The 19902-nt window shown below is 33.7% G+C and carries 22 protein-coding genes; all 22 read right to left on the reverse strand.

Going from position 1 to position 19902, the window contains the following annotated elements; all coding sequences use genetic code 11:
* The 22 genes from prfA to aroC all read right to left on the reverse strand — a co-directional run bounded on the left by prfA (window position 1) and on the right by aroC (window position 19875).
* Window positions 1–1083 carry a peptide chain release factor 1 gene (gene prfA / locus HPRAE_RS10130; RefSeq protein ID WP_014554116.1) on the reverse strand — a complete coding sequence of 361 codons (1083 nt, stop codon included), beginning with the start codon at window positions 1081–1083 and terminating at the stop codon, window positions 1–3.
* Window positions 1084–1170: 87 nt separating this feature from the next.
* On the reverse strand, window positions 1171–1749 hold the full coding sequence (locus HPRAE_RS10135) for a thymidine kinase (RefSeq protein WP_014554117.1): 579 nt from the start codon (window positions 1747–1749) through the stop codon (window positions 1171–1173).
* 155 nt (window positions 1750–1904) lie between these two features.
* Window positions 1905–2129: a 50S ribosomal protein L31 gene (rpmE, locus tag HPRAE_RS10140; protein ID WP_014554118.1), complete on the reverse strand. Its 225-nt coding sequence runs from the start codon at window positions 2127–2129 to the stop codon at window positions 1905–1907.
* A 148-nt stretch (window positions 2130–2277) separates the two neighbouring features.
* Window positions 2278–3537 (reverse strand): transcription termination factor Rho, encoded by a 1260-nt coding sequence (gene rho / locus HPRAE_RS10145; protein ID WP_014554119.1) that lies wholly within the window; start codon window positions 3535–3537, stop codon window positions 2278–2280.
* 22 nt (window positions 3538–3559) lie between these two features.
* Complete coding sequence (locus tag HPRAE_RS10150; RefSeq protein WP_014554120.1) at window positions 3560–4576, reverse strand: sodium:calcium antiporter; 1017 nt, start codon at window positions 4574–4576, stop codon at window positions 3560–3562.
* Window positions 4577–4697: 121 nt separating this feature from the next.
* The gene (gene fba, locus HPRAE_RS10155) at window positions 4698–5555 is read right to left on the reverse strand and encodes a class II fructose-1,6-bisphosphate aldolase (protein WP_014554121.1); all 858 of its coding nucleotides are present in this window, start codon (window positions 5553–5555) and stop codon (window positions 4698–4700) included.
* Window positions 5556–5593: 38 nt separating this feature from the next.
* Window positions 5594–6226, reverse strand: coding sequence for a hypothetical protein (locus HPRAE_RS10160; RefSeq protein WP_014554122.1), 633 nt, complete (start codon window positions 6224–6226; stop codon window positions 5594–5596).
* 113 nt (window positions 6227–6339) lie between these two features.
* Complete coding sequence (locus HPRAE_RS10165; RefSeq protein WP_014554123.1) at window positions 6340–7122, reverse strand: enoyl-CoA hydratase/isomerase family protein; 783 nt, start codon at window positions 7120–7122, stop codon at window positions 6340–6342.
* A 12-nt stretch (window positions 7123–7134) separates the two neighbouring features.
* Window positions 7135–8745, reverse strand: coding sequence for a CTP synthase (locus HPRAE_RS10170; RefSeq protein WP_014554124.1), 1611 nt, complete (start codon window positions 8743–8745; stop codon window positions 7135–7137).
* Window positions 8746–8812: 67 nt separating this feature from the next.
* Entirely contained in the window at window positions 8813–10474 is a 1662-nt protein-coding gene (argS, locus tag HPRAE_RS10175) for an arginine--tRNA ligase (RefSeq protein WP_014554125.1), read from the reverse strand.
* Between the two features lie 22 nt (window positions 10475–10496).
* Entirely contained in the window at window positions 10497–10928 is a 432-nt protein-coding gene (locus tag HPRAE_RS10180; RefSeq protein ID WP_014554126.1) for a YwiB family protein, read from the reverse strand.
* A 123-nt stretch (window positions 10929–11051) separates the two neighbouring features.
* A complete protein-coding gene (locus tag HPRAE_RS10185) occupies window positions 11052–11459 on the reverse strand; it encodes a hypothetical protein (RefSeq protein WP_014554127.1) in 408 nt (135 codons plus the stop codon).
* Window positions 11460–11597: 138 nt separating this feature from the next.
* Window positions 11598–11918 (reverse strand): thioredoxin, encoded by a 321-nt coding sequence (trxA, locus tag HPRAE_RS10190; protein ID WP_014554128.1) that lies wholly within the window; start codon window positions 11916–11918, stop codon window positions 11598–11600.
* A 111-nt stretch (window positions 11919–12029) separates the two neighbouring features.
* Window positions 12030–12689 (reverse strand): protein disulfide oxidoreductase, encoded by a 660-nt coding sequence (gene pdo, locus HPRAE_RS10195; protein ID WP_014554129.1) that lies wholly within the window; start codon window positions 12687–12689, stop codon window positions 12030–12032.
* Window positions 12690–12880: 191 nt separating this feature from the next.
* The gene (locus HPRAE_RS10200; protein WP_014554130.1) at window positions 12881–14281 is read right to left on the reverse strand and encodes an aminopeptidase; all 1401 of its coding nucleotides are present in this window, start codon (window positions 14279–14281) and stop codon (window positions 12881–12883) included.
* A gap of 226 nt (window positions 14282–14507) precedes the next feature.
* A complete protein-coding gene (locus tag HPRAE_RS10205; RefSeq protein ID WP_014554131.1) occupies window positions 14508–15191 on the reverse strand; it encodes a response regulator transcription factor in 684 nt (227 codons plus the stop codon).
* Between the two features lie 568 nt (window positions 15192–15759).
* Complete coding sequence (locus HPRAE_RS11285; protein ID WP_245528267.1) at window positions 15760–16104, reverse strand: RNA-guided endonuclease TnpB family protein; 345 nt, start codon at window positions 16102–16104, stop codon at window positions 15760–15762.
* Window positions 16092–16490: a transposase gene (locus tag HPRAE_RS11290; RefSeq protein WP_245528268.1), complete on the reverse strand. Its 399-nt coding sequence runs from the start codon at window positions 16488–16490 to the stop codon at window positions 16092–16094. Before HPRAE_RS11290 ends, HPRAE_RS11285 begins: the two co-directional genes overlap by 13 nt.
* A gap of 241 nt (window positions 16491–16731) precedes the next feature.
* Window positions 16732–16968: a hypothetical protein gene (locus HPRAE_RS11295; protein WP_014554132.1), complete on the reverse strand. Its 237-nt coding sequence runs from the start codon at window positions 16966–16968 to the stop codon at window positions 16732–16734.
* A gap of 5 nt (window positions 16969–16973) precedes the next feature.
* On the reverse strand, window positions 16974–17363 hold the full coding sequence (tnpA, locus tag HPRAE_RS10215) for an IS200/IS605 family transposase (RefSeq protein ID WP_014554133.1): 390 nt from the start codon (window positions 17361–17363) through the stop codon (window positions 16974–16976).
* A 446-nt stretch (window positions 17364–17809) separates the two neighbouring features.
* Entirely contained in the window at window positions 17810–18535 is a 726-nt protein-coding gene (locus HPRAE_RS10220) for a SurA N-terminal domain-containing protein (protein WP_014554134.1), read from the reverse strand.
* Between the two features lie 143 nt (window positions 18536–18678).
* Entirely contained in the window at window positions 18679–19875 is a 1197-nt protein-coding gene (gene aroC, locus HPRAE_RS10225; RefSeq protein WP_014554135.1) for a chorismate synthase, read from the reverse strand.
* Window positions 19876–19902: the final 27 nt, after the last annotated feature.

Below are 19902 nucleotides of genomic sequence, written 5' to 3' on the forward strand. Positions count from 1 at the left end.
TTAGATCTTCTCCAATCTCTTGTTATTATCCTCCTCAATTAAAGCTTCTACCACTGGCTCTAATTCTCCATCCAAAATTTTATCTAATTGGTGGATAGTTAAATTAATCCGGTGATCACTTACTCTTCCCTGAGGGAAATTATAAGTTCTAATTTTTTCACTCCGATCACCAGTACCTACCTGTGATTTTCTGGCCTCAGATCTTTCTTTTTGCTTTTCTTGTTCTTTCTTTTCCTGCAGCCTTGCTCTCAAAATTTTCATTGCCTTAGCCTTGTTTTTATGCTGAGATTTTTCATCCTGACAAGAAACTGTAAGACCTGTTGGCTCATGAGTAATTCTAATTGCAGAGTCAGTTGTATTTACACTCTGACCACCTGGACCACTAGAACGGAAAGTATCAATAGTTAAATCATTTGTTTCAATTTCAACATCTACCTCTTCTGCTTCTGGTAAAACAGCTACAGTAGCAGTTGAAGTGTGGATTCTTCCACTTGATTCTGTAGAAGGAACGCGCTGAACTCGATGGACTCCACTTTCATATTTTAAATATTTAAAAATATCTGTACCTTCAATAGTAAAAATAATTTCTTTAAAACCACCTGTACCTGATTCATTTGCACTCATTAAATCTACTTTCCAGCCTTTGCCTTCTGCATAACGAGTATACATTCGATAAAGATCAGCAGCAAAAAGGGCAGCTTCATCACCACCAGCTCCAGCTCTAATTTCTACAATAACGTTCTTTTCATCATTTGGATCATCAGGTAAGAGCATAATTGGCAGCTGTTCTTGAAGCTTTTCCTTTTTGGGTTTTAATTCTGCAATTTCCTCTTCAAATAAAGCTTGCATTTCTGGATCATCATCAAGCTCCATCATTTCTTCTGCTTCTGCTATACCTTCTTTTGCTGCTTTGTATTCTTTATATTTATCTACAATTTTTTTTAATTTAGCATGTTTTTTTAATAACTTTTGATATTTATCACTGTCATTAATCACTTCTGGATCACTTAGTTTTTTATTCATTTGTTTATATTTAGCAACTAATTTATCCAGTTTAGATTCTAAATCATTTAAATCAAACATTTATTTTTTCACCTCATATTAGCTTAAAATTTTAAAAACTTATCAATCAATCTATTTTATTCAGCTCTAATTAGTTTTCAACTAGCTTTAATCAGTTCTCAGACTATGACAACTGCGGCAGCGGGCTTCATAAACTTCGGCTGCTCCAACTAAGATTACTGGATCATCTGCCCGAGCTGGTTGACCATTAATTAAACGCTGAGTTCTACTGGCAGGTTCTCCACACTGGATACAGATAGCGTGCAGTTTATCAACATATTCAGCTCTAGCCATTAGTTCTGGCATTGGTCCAAAAGGTTGATTGCGGAAGTCACGATCAAGGCCAGCCAAAATAACACGAATTCCCTCATCAGCTAATTCTTCACAAATTGCAACTAAGTCTGAATGGAAAAATTGAGCTTCATCAATACCGACTACATCAACTGTTTTGTCTATTCTTTTTAATATCTCTTCTGGATGATCAACTGGCACTGCTTCTATACTGTTTCCACTGTGAGAAACTACATCTTTTTTGCTATAGCGATCATCTAAAACGGGTTTAAAGACCCTTACCTTTTGCTTAGCAATTTTTACTCTATTTAGCCTGCGAATTAACTCTTCACTTTTACCGCAGTACATCGGCCCAGTTATAATTTCTAACCAGCCACTTTTTGTTATTTTATACAATTACTACACCTCATTATTATGATTTTTAAATTTTACACTAAAATAAATTTCAATTTTATTTAAAAATCAGCTTTTAAATTAAATAATGAAAATTTTTCTAAAAAAAAAGCAGAGCTATTAAAGCCCTGCAGCAGAAAAAGAATTTCTTTTTCAACCTACTCAGAATCTTCTGAGTCAGTTTCAGAAATCCCATATTTTTTATTAAATCTTTCGACACGACCACCTTTTTTGGCTTTACGCTGTTTTCCTGTATAGAATGGATGACAGCTAGAACAAACTTCAACCCTAATATTTTCTTTAGTTGATTTAGTCTCATAAACCTCGCCGCAGGCACAGGTTACTGTAGTTTCTTTAACGTCTGGGTGGATTCCTTCACGCATCTATATCACCTCTCTTGCATACATAATTATTGTTACACCGATTACTTTTTGAAGCATAACCAGGCTGAAGACATAAATCTTCACGCTAATATTTATTATAACACAGCCTTTTTAGCTATGCAAGGAAAAAGAAAAGTTAACTGCTACTTTAATTTTTAAAGATTTTATCTAGAGTCTGGAGCAATTCTTGATTATCTTTAGTATTTTTTAATTGTTTTAGTAAAGTGCTCATCAGCTCATAATCAGTCATATTAGCAGTCTGCCTTCTTAATTTCCAAATTGTTTCTAATTCTTTTTTAGCTAATAGCATTTCTTCTTTTCTGGTTCCAGAACGATTAATATCAATTGCTGGGAAAATTCTTCTTTCTGCTAAACGACGATTTAAATGTAATTCCATATTTCCAGTCCCTTTAAATTCTTCGTAAATTACATCATCCATTCTACTACCAGTATCAACTAAAGAAGTAGCAATAATTGTTAAACTACCACCTTCTTCGATATTCCGAGCAGCTCCAAAAAAGCGTTTAGGAAAATGCATAGCTGTCGGATCTAAACCTCCAGAAAGAGTCCTTCCACTGGGAGGAATAGTAACATTAGCTGCTCTAGCTAATCTGGTAATACTATCTAAGAGAATAACTACATCGTTTTTGTGTTCAACTAATCTTTTGGCTTTTTCTAAAACTAATTCTGCCACTTGAATATGCTCTTCTGGCGGCTCATCAAAAGTTGAAGCTATAACTTCAGCATCAACTGAACGACTCATATCTGTGACCTCTTCTGGGCGCTCATCAATTAAGAGGATCATCATTTTAGCTTCAGGGTAGTTATGCCTAATACTATTTGCTATTTTCTTTAAGAGCACTGTTTTTCCCGCTTTAGGAGGAGAAACCAAAAGTCCACGCTGACCTTTACCAATTGGAGACATTAAATCGATCATCCGCGAAGATATTTCATTTTTATGGTACTCTAACTTATATCTTTCTTCTGGATAAAGAGGAGTTAAATCTTCAAAATGAGAACGAGATCTTGCTTTTTCTGGATCTTGATAATTAACAGCCTCAATTCTCAAAATAGCAAAATATTTTTCACTATCTTTTGGTTCTCTTACCTGACCTGAAACAACATCTCCTGTTCTTAAATCAAAACGTCTAATTTGAGAAGCAGAAATATAGATATCATCACTTGAAGGAATATATTTAGAAGGTCTTAAAAATCCATAACCTTCAGTTTTAATGATTTCCAGTACTCCTTCGGCAAAAATATTACCTCCGTTTTCTGTTCCTTTTTTTAAAATAGCAAAAATCAAATCTTTTTTCCGCATCTGCGAATAACCACTAAGTTCCATCTTTTTGGCTATTGTATGTAATTCAGTAATTGTTTTTCTTTCTAATTCACTAATATTAAGCACATTAAAGTCCACCTTTCATTTCTTAAATTACATTAATCCCCAATTGAAAAAGCAAATAAACCCCTGCAAAATAAACTACTGCAGCTGCAATTGCATCCCAGCCCATCCAGAGAAAAGAACGCCGAGAACGATAAAATAAGCCGATCAAAATAATTGTTGCCATCAAAATACCGACAGTAGCTGTTAAAATATGAACTATTTTGGCATCTTCTAATAATACTCCCTGCCGGTAAAATAGATCAGCAAAGAAAATAACGGTCATATTAAAGATATTACTGCCAAAAACATTTCCAACTGCCATATTATAAGCACCAATTTTAATAGCAGAAATTGTAGCAACTAATTCGGGCAGAGAAGTGGCTGCAGCCACTAAAATAGAACCAATAAAGCTCTGATCGATTCCGGTTAACATAGCTATTTGATCAGCAGCAAGTGTTAGCCGATAACCACTAAAAACTATTACCAAACCGCAAGCTGCAAAACCCAGCAAAGCCTTATTTAGGGTGTAATCTGGATTTGGATCTTCTTCTTTTATTGTTTCAGGATCAAGAGGGTTTTTCTTGTCATAACGATAAATCATTCTTACACTTACAATATATGTAATTAAAAGCAAAATGCTATCTACTCCAACTCCAAAAATACTTAAATTAAAATTCATAAAATGGGAGAGAATTAAACTAAAAACAACTAAAGTAGAAAGTAAAATGCCAACTAAACCAGAGAGTAAATGACTGTAGTTAACCTGAAGCAGTAAAGGTCCTTGACCCTGAAGAAGATCTGCAAAAGCTAAAATAGCAAGGTTAAAAGTATTACTACCAAAAGCATTACCAACTGCAATATCTGGGGCTCCTACCAAAGCTGAACTAATACTTGTTACTAGTTCTGGTAGAGAAGTTGCCACTGCAATTAAAATTCCACCAATAAAAGCCTGTCCTAAACCACTTTTATCAGCAATTATATCACCAAAACGAGATAAATAAGTACCAGAAATAATAATTAATAAAGCCATTAAACTAAATTCTGACCAAAGTTCTATCACTTAAATCCTCCTAACTTATAATTTTTAGCTTATAATAAAATACCGGGCACCCGTAAAAACCCCTCAGCCTTTATTTCAAAGCTAATTAGGGATAATTACAAGTACCCGGTATCAAAAAAATTTACCAGGCTTGGTTGTCACTACCTAAAATCTTAATTTTTTCTTTAACTTTGGCTGCAATTGCTTCTCTACCAGGTCCACAATATTTACGTGGATCATATAATTTTGGCTTTTCAGTAAAAATTTCTTTTACTTTAGCAGTAAATACCTGCTGGAAATCAGTGTTAACATTAACTTTATTTACTCCATATTTAACACCTGTTTTTAGATCAGCAGCAGAAATACCAGAAGCACCATGTAAAACTACAGGCATCTCAATTAATTTTTTAATTTTATCAAGTCTTTCAAAATCTAATTCAGGTTCACCTTCATAAACTCCATGAGCAGTACCAATTGCAATTGCTAGAGCATCTACTCCAGTTGCTTCTATAAATTCTTTAGCTTGGTCTGGATCAGTATACATTGCATCTTTTTCGGCAACTGTATGGTCATCTTCTGTTCCCCCAATTGTTCCGAGCTCAGCTTCAACACTAACCCCAACATTGTGAGCAGCTTCTACAACTTTTTTAGTTAAAGCAATATTTTCTGCAAAAGGTAATTTGGAAGCATCGATCATAACTGAAGAAAATCCAGCTCTAATACATTTCATAATACTTTCAAAATCACTACCATGATCAAGGTGTAAGGCAACTGGAATTTCAGTATTTTTAGTAGCAGCTTCTACCATCTGCATTACATAATCCATACCAATATAACGAATTGCACCTTCACTTGCTTGTAAAATAACAGGAGAGTTAAGTTCTTCTGCTCCCATCATAATTCCCTGTAAGAATTCCATATTATTAATATTAAATCCACCTACTGCATATGTCTTTTGATGAGCATCTTGTAAAATATCTGCCATTGGAACTAAATTCATAATTTATTCCTCCTTATAAGATATTAGTTCAGGGTCTTTTAAAAATTATTTGGTTTTCCCTGAACAGAATGCAGCTGCACTTGGTTAAACTGCTGTAAAAGATTTAAATCAGATTGATCTACAACAGCTATATTTAAGCGAGAACCGCAGTTATTACAAATTAATTGGATTTTATCAGAAAATAATTCTATATTTATATGATTACTACCACATTTACAATTTAATTGACCTGCTGCAGCAATATCGTGAATAAAGTCTAGTGCTTTTAACATGATCTCTGGATTTTTAAAATCATCAAAACCTAATTCCTCAGCCATTAATTTTAAGTCATTTTTTTCATTTTGGATTACTTGATCAACTAAAGCAGCTGGACCAAAAAATCCAGGGTTAAGACCTGTTTCCCTACAAGCAAGTGGAATTATTTTTTGAGAATGCCAGAAATTATGAGCAGAAATTAAAATTTTATGTGCCTTATTACAATGTAAGCAAAAATAACTTAGCTGCAGCTGAGACTTTGTCTTTCTTTTAATAGCAGCTTTTTCGGCTCCACAACTACAACTTATCTTTTTGAGTTTACCTACTGGTAGTTCAAAAATATTTATTTTTTCTTTTTCTAAACGACCATAGGCAGGACAACTTAAAGCAACTTTTGTGACAAGATTGATTAACATTATCTATCCCGGCCTGTCAACTTGAGGCCAGGTCTTCACCTCCTTAACCTAACTATTCTTCATTAATTAGAAAAATCCTTTTTTATATTCAGATAATTAGATTAAGGTCAATTTTAGCTATCAGCTTTAATTATTTTTTGAATTTCTCGAATGCGAAGCCGGTGATCTTTAGTTTTAAAACATTCAGCAAAAGCCTGACTCTCATATTCGAGAGCGGACTGATTGTTTTGAGAATGTTTCTGATTAATAGCTTTTTTGATATACTCAACTGCTTTAGTTGAGCGCTCGGTTATTTTAAGGGCCAGCTCCTCTGCCTCTGCCAATAAACTACGGGGAGTAACTACCTTATTGATCAAACCTAAGTTATAGGCTAAAGTCGAATCAATAATTTCTCCTGTATATAACAGCTCTTTGGCCTCTCCTTCTCCAATTAAACGCGGTAAGCGCTGAGTCCCACCAAAAGCAGGGATCATTCCTAGCTTTACTTCTGGCTGACCAAAACGAGAACGAGTTGAAGCTAAACGCAAATCACAGGCTAAAGTAATTTCCATTCCTCCACCTAAAGCATAACCATCTACAGCAGCAATTACTACCTGAGGCATGGACTCAATTAGCTCACAAAGTTTTTGACCTCTTTTGGACAAGGCCTGAGCCTCTTTACTGCTTAGATTTTCTAGATAATCAATATCGCCTCCAACTGAAAAAGCTTTATTCCCAACCGAAGTCAAAATAACAGCTGCTATCTGATCTGAGTCAGAAATTTGCTTTAAAGTCGCTTCTAGTTGAGTTAATAAATCTGCATTATAAGCATTTAAAACCTGAGGTCGATTAAGTTTAACCGTGGTTATTGGAGCTTTAAAATCAGATTTAACAAGTTCTCCTGCCATTTTTGCCATTATTTATTCCCCCTATTTTTGTTGGGCTAAAGCTGCTTTAATAAAGCTGACAAATAAAGGATGAGGTCTATTTGGACGCGATTTAAATTCTGGGTGGAACTGAACCCCAACAAACCAAGGATGATCTTTGATTTCTACTATTTCTACTAATCTCTCATCTGGAGAAAGCCCAGTTAAAGTCATTTTTGAGGCTTCTATTTGCTGGCGATAGCGATTATTAAATTCATAACGATGACGGTGACGCTCATAAATAACTTCACTAGCATAAGCTTTACGACTTAAGCTGCCTTCCTCTAGTTTACAAGGATAAAGGCCTAAACGCATTGTTCCTCCCATATCTTCTACATCATGCTGATCAGGCATTAAAGCAATTACTGGTTCTTTTTCTGTCTGATCAAACTCAGAACTATTGGCATTTTCTAAATTAAGCTCATTGCGAGCATATTCAATTACAGCACACTGCATTCCAAGACAGATTCCGAAATAAGGAATTTTATTTTTGCGAGCATATTCTACAGCTTTTAGTTTACCTTCAATTCCCCGTTCACCAAATCCACCTGGAACTAAGATTCCATCTAAATCTCCTAAATCTGCTTCTGCCTGATTTAAGTTTTCTAAACCCTCTGCATAAATATATTCTATTTCTACTTCACAATTATTAGCAATTCCAGCATGATCAAAAGATTCGGCAATACTGATATAGGCATCTGGTAGTTCAACATATTTACCTACTATTCCAATTTTAACTTTATGATCTCTGTCTTTAATTTTTTCTACAAGCTCAATCCAGTTTTCAAGTTCTGGCTCTGAAACTGCTTCTTCTAATTTTAATTTGTTAATTACATTTTCCGCCATACCTTCTTTTTCTAACATTAGAGGTACTTCGTAAATATGTTCTGCATCAACAAGCTGAATTACATCTTTTTGATCTACATTTCCAAATAAAGAAATTTTATCTTTTACTTCTTGAGTTAATTCTTTTTCGGAACGGCAGACAACTATATCAGGCTGAATTCCGATTCCACGCATTTCTTTAATACTATGTTGGGTTGGTTTTGTTTTTAATTCACCAGCTGCTTTCAGATAAGGAATTAAAGTACAATGCAGATAAAGAATATTATCTCGGCCTAAATCGTTTTTGAGCTGTCTAATAGCCTCTAAAAAAGGCAAACTTTCTATATCACCAACTGTTCCACCTATTTCTGTTAAAACAACATCAGCATTAGTTTCTCTACCAACTCTAGTTATTCTGTCCTTAATTTCGTCTGTAATATGTGGTATAACCTGAACTGTTGCTCCTAAATAATCACCACGACGCTCTTTTTCAATTACAGAACCATAAATTTTACCAGTTGTTACATTATTACTCTGACTTAAATTTGTATCAATAAAACGCTCATAATGGCCTAAATCTAAATCTGTTTCGGCTCCATCATCTGTAACAAAAACCTCACCATGTTGATAAGGGCTCATTGTACCTGGATCATAGTTAATATAGGGATCAAATTTCTGAATACTTATTTTAAGGCCTCTACTTTTAAGCAGTCTTCCTAAAGAAGCTGCAGTTATTCCTTTACCAAGAGCAGAAACCACTCCTCCTGTTACAAAAATATACTTGGTCATTTTAATTATCTCCTCCACTTTTAGCTTTTAGCTATTTTAAAATTTATTTGGCATTACATTTTTGGACTTACATTTGTTCTGGGGCACTAATACCTAAAACAGTTAAAACATTTTTCAATACCTGACGCGCTGCATTAACTAAATATAATCTAGCTTCTGCTAATTCTTTGCTATCAGTATTTACCCGACAATTATTATAAAACGAATGGAACTCAGTTGCAAGGTCATAAGCATAAGTTGTTAAATGATGAGGCTGTCTTGATTCTGCACTCATCTTAATTTCTTCTGGGAACTTAGCTAACATCTTCATTAAGGCAATTTCTGATTCATGTGTTAATAAATCAAGGTTTTCTGCCTTAGCTTCTAATTCAGAATTATCAATAATACTATGGATTCTAGCATGAGCATATTGAACATAATAAACTGGATTATTAGTTGATTCTTCTTTGGCTAATTCAAGGTCAAAATCAAGGTGACTATCTGTGCTCCGCATTACATAATAATAACGGGCAGCATCGATTCCAACTTCTTTATTTACTTCATTCATAGTTACAAAACTACCAGCTCTTTTAGACATTGGCATTTTTTTACCGTTCCGCAGTAAAGTAACCATTTGCACTACAATTACTTCTAATTTATCTGGCTTGTGACCAAAAGCTTCAATAACTGCTCTTACACGGGGAATATAACCATGGTGGTCTGCTCCCCAAACATTGATTAACTTATCAAAACCACGCTCAAGTTTATCTAAATGATAAGCCATATCAGCAGCTAAATAAGTTGGAGAACCATCTGATTTAATAATTACTCGGTCTTTATCATCACCAAAATCAGTTGCTTTAAACCAAAGAGCATCTTCTTCTTCAAAAATATAGCCCTTTTCTTTTAAAATCTCTATTGCTGCTTCAATTTTATCAGGGTGGAGACTCCGCTCACTAAACCAATTATCAAATTCAATTCCAAATTCGCCTAGATCAGCTTCAATATTTTTTAACATTTTTTGATAAGCATATTCTCGACAAATTTCAAGTTTTTTAGATTCTTCTTTTTCAATTAAATCTGCTCCATATTCAGCATATAGTTCTTGGGCTATTTCCTTAATATAGTCACCTGCATAAACATCTTCTGGCATTTCAATTTCTTCACCCAAAATCTCTCTATATCTTAAAAGGGTGGACTCTGCTAAAATATCCATCTGATTACCAGCATCATTAATATAGTATTCTCTTTCTACATCATAGCCAGCTGTTTCCATAATTGAAGCTGTAACATCTCCTACTACTGCTCCCCGACTATGACCAACATGTAAAGGTCCAGTTGGGTTTGCAGATACAAACTCTACCTGAACACTTTTTCCCTTGCCAGCATCGATTTTACCATAGTCTGCTCCTCTTTCAGTAATTAACTTTAAGTTATTCCACAGCCAAGCATTATTTAATTTAAAGTTAATAAATCCCGGGCCAGCAATATTTGTGGACTCCACAATCTCACTTTCAAAGTTAGCAACTATAATTTCGGCAATCTTGCGAGGGTTCATCCCGGCCTTTCCCGCTAAAACCATGGCCAAATTAGTTGCATAATCACCATGTTCTTTTTCTCTAGGTACTTCAATCGAAACTTCAGGCACCTTTTCTAAGTCTAAATCTCCAGCAAAAATAGCTTTTTTTACACTTTCGACCAAAAAGCTAACCAATTCAGCTTCTACAGCGGCCTGTAAATTTTTTTTCAAAACAATAAACCTCCTATTAATTTTAATTTACTACTTTATAATTTATTTTTAAACGGTGTTCTGCATTGAGCTCCCCACCTAAATAAACTTGATAATCAATTTCTATTAAACCTGATTCAGCCTCTAGCTCCATAACTAAGCTTTTAGTTTTAACAGCTAATTTAATTTCTCCATAAGCAGTTTTAAAATAGCCTGGTTTTTTAGAACCAGAACTAAAATCTTGTTTCATCGCTGCTGGATCCTGCCTTAAGAGCAGTACTCTTTCTTGGCTTGGATCAATTTTAAGAATAGTCTGAGCTCCATCTATGCCTTCGGCATCATCTTGGTAACTTAAATATAATTTTTGGTTTTTTAAATAAAAATCACCTTGATAATGATTTTTAAACTGCTGTAATTCTTGATCATTAATTAATTTTTGTTCATTTTCTAATTTAATAGAAACTTTTTTAGTCATTATTTTATCCTTAATCCTCCTCAGCCAGTATTCTGACTTTGCTAATAAATTTTAAACTCTGCTAGCTTAAAATAATATAATTTGAAAAAACCACAGCCCAAAATTTAACTGCGGTTTTAAATTCTATATATTAATATTTTCTCCAAATTTGAATGCCGAGTCTTGATTTTTAAGTGCTTTAAAATTTTTAACTATACAGCCTTGGGCCTCTAAAGCTGCCATTACTTTTTTTAAAGCCTTATTTGTTACAAAAAAGTGAGGCTTTACAAAAGCTACAGCATCTGTACCAGTAGTTCTTTTGGCATCTGCTAAAAATGAAGCTAAGGAATTATCAAGCTTAGCTTTAAATATACCAGAAACTGAACTACCTGCTAAAATTAAATCATAGGGGTAAAAAGAAACTCCAGTTCCTCTATCTTTTGTGTTTTTCAAATCTACCCTTAAACCCTGACTTTCTGCTCCTTTTTTTATAGCTTCTGCTATAGCTTTGAGCTCAGGATCAGGAGTATGAATAATTAGTAAACGCTGCACTAAGAGTCCTCCTTTTTTAATCAATCTTAATTTTATCATAAAACTTTATAATTTTACAGGGTTATCTGCAATAAATATAAAAATCCTCTCTTCTTATAGAAATAAAAAGAGAGGAAAGAAAAGAAAAAACTATTCTATCTATTCTAAACCAAGTTCTTGCACTAATTTATTTTTTGGCAGATAGCCAACTAATTTATCAGTAACTTCCCCAGCTTCCATAACTAACATTGTAGGAATACTCATTACCTCATATTCAGCAGCTGTTTTTTGATTTTCATCAACATTTAATTTAACTACTTTAATTTGATCCCCATATTCAGCAGCTAATTCTTCTAAAACAGGTGCTATCATGCGACAAGGCCCACACCATTCTGCCCAAAAATCAACTAAAACTTTTCCATCTGCTTTTAAAACTTCACTCTCAAAATTTTGATCTGTTACTTTTACTGGCTTATTCATCTAAATTTCCTCCTGTTTAATTTATTTTAATTTAATTTTTAGCGTGTTTGTACCCGGTACAAGTGAAATTTATCATTTGTACCCGGTTTAAGTGAAATTAAACACAATACCTTATTTTACTGCCAAGTCCAATGCTTTTATTTTTTTCAAAATTGTTTTGGCTGGTACTGCTCCCACTTGTTCTGCAGCTCCAGAATTAATTACTGTTTTAGGAACTCCAGCTACATCAAAGCTAGCAGTTAACTCTTCAAACTCCATGGCCTCTATCATTTCTCCTCTAATTTTAGGATTTAAAATTGCCATCTGATGAGCAGCTCTAACTGCCCGTGGACAATAAGGACAAGTTGGAGTTATAAAAACCTGGAGTAAGACCTCAAAGTCAATTGCCTTAATTTCTGCTTTAATTTTAGCTTTTAAATCAATATTTTCTTGATCAGATACATCAATAATATCTTCAACTAAAGAAGTAAATTCATAGCCAGAAGGGATTCCATAAAAACGGATTCCTAAATCCTGGCCAGCCTGATCTAAAATCACAATTGCTGGTACTTTATCCACCTTAAATTCTTCTGCCTGACTGCTAGCTAATGAATATTTTTCATAATTTACTTTTTCATCTAAAGCAGTCAGTTCACTTAAAATTTCTTCTGTATCAGCACAATACTGACAAGCTTCAGCTTCAGCAAAGAAAAGCAACTTAACCTCATCTTTTAATTTATTAGCAAACAAATTTTTAATTTTATTTTTTTCTTCCCTATCTATCTTTGCCACAAAAAATCACTCCTTGAGTTTTTTCAACTCTAAAACTTATTTAAATTTACAGCTTCAATTATACAACATCTATTATATACGATATAATTTTAATTAAAGTTAAACAATTAACATTAACTAAAATTAAAAGCAAAAACACAGGAAAAGTCCGCCAGACTCCCCCTGTGCCTTTATTTAATTTATACTTAGATTTATTTTTCTAAAAATACATTATAAGCTAAATAAGAGTGATAAACATCTGCCTTACTTACAACTTCATAGGGAGAATGCATTGAAAGCACAGCTGGACCACAATCTAAAACATCCATATTATAATTAGCTAAAAATTGAGCGATAGTGCCTCCACCACCCTCATCTATTTTTCCTAGCTCAGCTGTCTGCCAAACAACTCCAGCCTGATTAAAGAGCCCTCTAATTTCTCCCATAAACTCAGCACTAGCTTCAGAAGCACCAGCTTTACCGCGGGAACCTGTATATTTAGAGATAACAATCCCTTTACCTAAATAGGCGGAATTATGTTTAGCATAAACTTCAGCAAAATCAGGGTCATAAGCTGCACTAACATCAGCAGAAAGCACCTTAGAATTTTGCATTACTTTTCTAACAATCAATTCACTATAATCACTATAATAAAGATCAACTAAATTAGCAACTTGATCTTCAAAGAAATGAGACTGCATACCAGTAGAACCCATACTTCCTACTTCTTCCCGATCCATTAATAAAACTACAGAAGTATATAAAGGATCATTTAAATCTAAAATTGCTTCTAAAGCAGTATAACTGCAGACGCGATCATCATGACCATAACCTGCAAGTAAACCTCTATCAAAACCAGCATCTCTAGTTTTAAAAGCAGGAACAACCTGTAAATCAGCACTAATAAAATCTTCTTCTTGGAAATCATATTCAGCTTTTAAATGATTTAATAAAGCTGCTTTTATTTTATCTTTGGCTTCAGAATCAGCTACTGGAATACTGCCCACAACAACATTTAATTGTTCTCCACTAATTCCCTCAGTCATTGATTTTTTCATTTGTTTTTTACCTAAATGTGGTAAAACATCACTAATAAAGAAAACTGGATCATCTGCTTTTTCTCCAATTTTAATTTCTATCTGACTACCATCATCTTTAACAACTAAACCATGTAAAGCTAAAGGCATAGTTACCCATTGATATTTTTTGACTCCACCATAGTAATGAGTTTTAAACATGGCCATTTCTCCATCTTCATAAAGTGGATTAGGTTTTAAATCAAGTCTTGGAGAATCAATGTGACTACCTACAATTTTTAAACCTTCTTTTAGATCTTTTTCTCCAATTACAGCTGCCATTAAAGCTCGAGAACGATTTTCTATATAAACCTTGTCACCTTTTTCAAGGCTTTTGTACTCTTTAATATTTTTAAAACCAGCAGCTTCTAATTTCGCAATAGCTGCCCCAGCAAATTCTCTTTCTGTTTTATTTTCAGTTAAAAAATCTGCATAGTTTTTGTTAAAAGCAAAGACTTCTGCTCGCTCATCTTCTTTCATCTCTGTCCAGGCATTTTTAGCCTCATATGAATTTTTATTCTTTTTTTCTTTAGTCATCAATAATGCCTCCCTTTATTTATTCTTAATTATTATATCAGTTTAAAGCAAAAATTGTAAGTAATCTTTTAACAATAATTAAAGACTAGTTTCTAAACCAAGTAAGCAAATATTTTTTTATTTTCAACTTCCAATTCTTGATTCTTATATTCTTTATTTTGATTAAAATTAAAAATGCAAAACTAAAATAAGCAGTTTCTTGAAGATTTTTTGCAAAAATAAAACTCTATAAAGCCTGAGCTTTAAATTTATAGCCAACTCCCCAAACTGTTTCAATAGCTGCAGCTGCTTCTCCTAATTTTTGTCTTAAAGACTTAATATGAGTATCAACTGTCCTTACATCACCAAAATAATCATAACCCCAAACAGCTTTCAATAAATTTTTGCGACGAAAAACTTTTTTAGGATTTTGAGCCAAATGCCACAGTAGTGAAAATTCTTTAGGAGTTAAATCAATATTCTCTCCTTTATATTTTAAATAATGTTCCTGCTTATTGATTTTTAAAGCTCCAAACTGCAGACAATTGTCAGCTGCTGCACCACTATCATAGCGCCTTAAAACAGCCTTGATCCGAGCAATAACCTCCTGGGGACTAAAGGGCTTACCAATATAATCATCTGCTCCCAGCTCTAAACCAGTTATTTTAGCTTGAGCCTCAGTTTTAGCACTTAAAAAAATTATTGCTAAGTCAAAATCTTTTCTAACTCGCTGACAAAATTCTAAACCGTTTTCATTTGGGAGCATAATATCCAACAATAAGAGGTCTATCTCATCTTTTGCTAAAATTGAATATCCAATTTCAGTATTTTCCGCTACTCGAACTTTAAAGTCCTCGAATTTTAAATAATCTTGCAAAATTTTTATAATATGGGGGTCATCATCAATAATTAAAACTTTTTTGGCTCCCATTTTTTCACATCCTTAAATTTTAACTTATTCAGATTCTATTTTTGAACTTAAATATTTAAACTTAATTCTAGTTTATCATTTATTAAAGCTGCTTAAAATTGACATCCTCCCCGCCCGTTCGCAAAGCTTACAAACGAGGATTCCTTAAAGGAACTTTCACCGAAACTCTTTTTTTGTATTACGAAATTCTAGTTTCAATATTAGCCAGCGAGCCCATTTCAATAACCCTACATTTGTGATACGCATAGTTGGGTTAGCATTAGGCTATCGAGGCCTTCACGAGGTTGTCTGCTGATTAAATGCCAGTCCATTTCTGGTAGGCAAGTGCACTGAAACTCTCTTTGTAGTTGCGTATTGATAGTTTCAGTATTAGGTCATCGAGACCGTCTCATCTAAATTTTCTTTTTTATTACGCAATGATAATTTAGATATTAGGTCATCGAGACCGTCATGACGCAAACTTCAGGCTGTGCCATCAGCCCTCCTGAGATAGCCGACTATGCATTCTAATAGCATATTCCTAGCACTATTGCTAATATAGGCACTCAGGCACTTAGACTATTACCATCTAAGCAGATTGTTGTTCTAAATATTTATTAGCTATATTACGACTTGCATTTAAATCAGAGTGGATATGATTACCACACTCACAAGAGTATAGATTAGCTTTGCGGTTAGATTTTTTAACTTTAGCACATCTAGAACAACTCTGGGAAGTGTACTTTGGATTTATATATTCCACCTTAATCCCAGCTAATTCAGCTTTGTATTCAATAAACTGTTGAAGTTGATAAAAAGTCCAGCTATGGATGTTTCTATCAGCTCTATTAAGACTCTTAGTAGTATTTCGGATATTCTCTAGATTCTCCATAATTATAGAACCAACTTTCTCCTGCCGTCTTACGCTCGGCACTTTTTTCGCCTCGCTGCAGACACTTGGCCCACAGGACCGTCGCAGCAAAGCAGATTAATAAGTTGGCGACTAATTTTATGGTTTAAATCAGTCATCCTTCTCTGCTCTTTGTCATTAATATTTTTAATAGCTTTAATTTTTTTAGATTGACCCAGTTTTTTTCTTAACATACGATACTTTTTGCGGATAAAACCTGCCTGTTTACCATTGTAGAATTGGCGATTAATCTCTTTGCCATGTGGGTTTTTAACACTGGCAACCGCTAATTGGCGAAGCCCTATGTCAACTCCCATTAAATTAGAGTTAGTGGTTTTTTTAGCTTCAATTTTAATTGTTACAGCAAAATACCATTTACCTTTTTTGTAGAAGAGACTGGCTTTACCCAATTTGCAGCCACTATCGATATGCTGGTGCAGCTTTTCAAACCTTTCAGTCTGCTTAACAGGAAAAGCAAATCTTTTGCATTTGCTGGTATAAAGCGGAATTGAAATTATATGGTGATCAATCTTATAATTTTGATTATTATAGCAAATAGGTTGATTCTCTTTAAACTCTATATTTTCTTTTTTAGAGTTAGACTTTAAAAACTGTTTATAGAGTGCTTTAACTTCTCTAATATTCTGATTTTTAACAGCAGCGACGGTCTCGATGACCTAGTGCTGGGCCGACCTTGCGTTTATAATGAAGGCTCAGTGATGGTAGATTTACCTCTTTAAAATCAGCAGAACTCAAGTTAATTTCTCCTGTTTTAAGTTTTGCAGCAATAGCCTGACGATTCTTAACTACTTCTACAATGTTATTTAAGAATATATTTTCTTTTCTCTTAGTTGGTTTTAACAACTCTAAAATATAGGTTAGCTGCATATTAATCACCTTTGATTTTCAATGTAGTGTTGGATAGTTTCAGAACTCACATTACCTGCAGTAGCTACAAAATATGCTCTAGTCCAAATAGAAACTTTAATATTCAACTCTGGAAAGTGCTTTGATATTCTCCCTCCAGTAGTACCTTTAATGATATTCATTAGCTTACTGGGAGAATACTTAGGCAAAGCTGATATAAAAAGGTGTATATGATCTGGCATTATTTCAGTAGCCAATACTTCAAATTTATGCTTATCAGCTAATTCATTGATAGTATCTAAGGTTAATTGTTTAATTTTAGGATTATCTAAAATATGTTTTCTATATTTAGGAATCCATATAAAATGATAATTTAAAAGAAACTTTGCATGTCTTGTGTTTTTATAGGTATTCATTATTAAAATCTCCTAAATGTTAGCTGTTAAACACATTATATCATAAACATATGTTTATTTTAAAGAACATATTATACAAAATTTTAATTTCCACATTGACTAAAAATTAAAATAGCTGATTCATCCCCGCCCATTATCATAGGCGAGGCTTTCTCAGCTATAATTCGGTAAAGTCTTTTTAGTTTTTTAAAAGTTTGGAATTTTTATTAAAATGCAAGTATTAATTATTAGCACTATTAAAGTATTTAAATATCAATAAAATTTTTTTCGGGAAATCTGTAATACAGCCAGGTTAAATTTTGTTGATGTCTAAAATTATGAATCTATAAATATTATCCACAATAAATCATTAGGTATAATGTCCTAAACATAAAAAAGCCCTGCTTTTAAAGGCAGGACTTTTTAAATCTAAAATTTTAACTCAAATTTTCAAGTTTAGAACTAAGTTAAATTTTAATTTCTACTTCAGCATTATCTCTTAATTTTTCTAAATATTCCTTAATTGCTTGATTCTGCTTTTGTTGTTTTAACATTTGTTCTAATCTAGGCTTAATTTGTTCATAAGAAACATCTTGACCAGTTTGAGCAAAAGCATCTTTGTTCTGCTCATAAGCCTCTTTGATTTCTTTTTCACTAACCTCAATATTATCTACAACTTCTTTTTCAATTAATTTATTGATTTTAATTTGAGGGTTATTAGCAAATTCATTTTTATAAGCGGCTTCATTTTCAAAACCCTGTTTTTTAAGTACAGATAAAAATTGCTTTTCATCCATTTTGTTCTGTTTGAGAATAGAAGATTTCTGTTTATTATAAATCTCATCTATTTCTTCTTGGCTTAAATTAATATCAGAATCTTTTACAGCCTGTTTAAGTAAAGTATTATCAATTAAACTATCTAATTTAGCTTTGCGTAAATCTGCAAGCACTTTATTACCAGCTTCAGAATTAGTTAAAAGTTTAACCAACTGCTGATCAACCTGACTTAGCTGACGCAAAATTTGGTTAAGTTTTGCATTTTGAGCTAGTTCTTGAGCAGTAATTTCTTCCCCATTTACAACTGCCACAACTTTTGGTTCTTGCTTGGAATCTGAATCAACATCTTGAGCAAAGACATTCATTGGAACCATCAAAACTGTCAACAACAAAAATGAAACTAAAAACTTCTTCATTAAATATAAGCACTCCTTTAAATTATAGAATAATTCTAGCTTAGCTATAAATTCATTTTTAGCTAAGTTTTATTTTCCTTTATCACTTAATTAAATTATAGAGTAGAAATGTGATAGAAATGTGATAGAAAGATTAGATTATGCTAAAATTCACTTAATTGCTTTAAATAAGCTTGATAATTCCTTTTAATTTCGCTTAAACTGTCACCACCAAATTTGGCTGTCATTAGCTGGGCCAAAACTATAGCAGTAACTGCTTCCCCAACTATACTTGCAGCTGGAACAGCACAGGCATCTGAGCGCTCTTTAGCAGCACTAACTGCCTTTTTACTAATCATATCAACTGAAGCTAAGGCTTGGGCCAGCGTCGGAATCGGCTTCATTGCCAGCTTAATTAGTAAATTTTGGCCATTACTAATCCCACCTTCAATCCCGCCAGCTTGATTTGAACCACGGTAAAACCCTGTTTTGGGCTGGTAATAAATTTGATCATGGACTAATGAACCAGGCTGAGAAGCACCTTCAAAACCTGCTCCAATTTCTAAGCCTTTAATTGCCTGAATAGCCATCAATTGAGCAGCTAATTTACTTTCTAGTTTTAGATCCCAGTGCACATGACTACCCAAACCAACAGGTAAACCTCTCACTATAATTTCGAAAACTCCACCAACAGAATCTCCCTTAGCCTGCCAGCTGTCAATTAGTTTTTGCATTGCTTTAGTCTGCTCAGAGTTAGCACAGCGCAGAGGACTTTGATCAAGTTGAGCAAAATAATTTTCAAATTCAACTTTTGAGTCTAAATCAAAGTTAGCACTCTGCTTTAACTGAGACCAGCTCTCACTTTTTAAATTGCCAATTTGAATAACATGGCTGGCAACTACAATCCCAAACTCTGCCAAAAATTGTTTGGCAATAGCTCCCACCGCTGTTCTGGCAGCTGTTTCTCGAGCACTGGCTCTTTCTAAAATATTGCGTAAATCCTTTTGATTATACTTTAAAGCTCCAGCCAGATCTGCATGGCCAGGCCTAGGATTTGTCAATTTTTGGGGCTCAGTTTCCAGCTGCAGTGGTTCCATTATTTTTTTCCAATTTTTCCAATCACGATTTTCAATTGTCATACTCAAAGGACTAGCCAAAGTTTTTTTATTTCTCAAGCCTGAATTAATAAGCACCTGGTCACTTTCAATCTCCATTCGCTGGCCCCGGCCATAACCATGCTGTCTTCTGGCTAATTCCTTATTTATTTTATCTACCTCAATTTCAAGACCAGAAGGAAGACTTTTAATCACTGCCGTCAACCTTGGTCCATGTGATTCACCAGCTGTTAAATATTCAAACATTTTACCACACCTTTGCTCAGAAACTTA

Origin of the sequence: Halanaerobium praevalens DSM 2228, from assembly GCF_000165465.1 — a bacterium.
In the GTDB taxonomy this organism is placed as follows: Bacteria; Bacillota; Halanaerobiia; order Halanaerobiales; family Halanaerobiaceae; genus Halanaerobium; species Halanaerobium praevalens.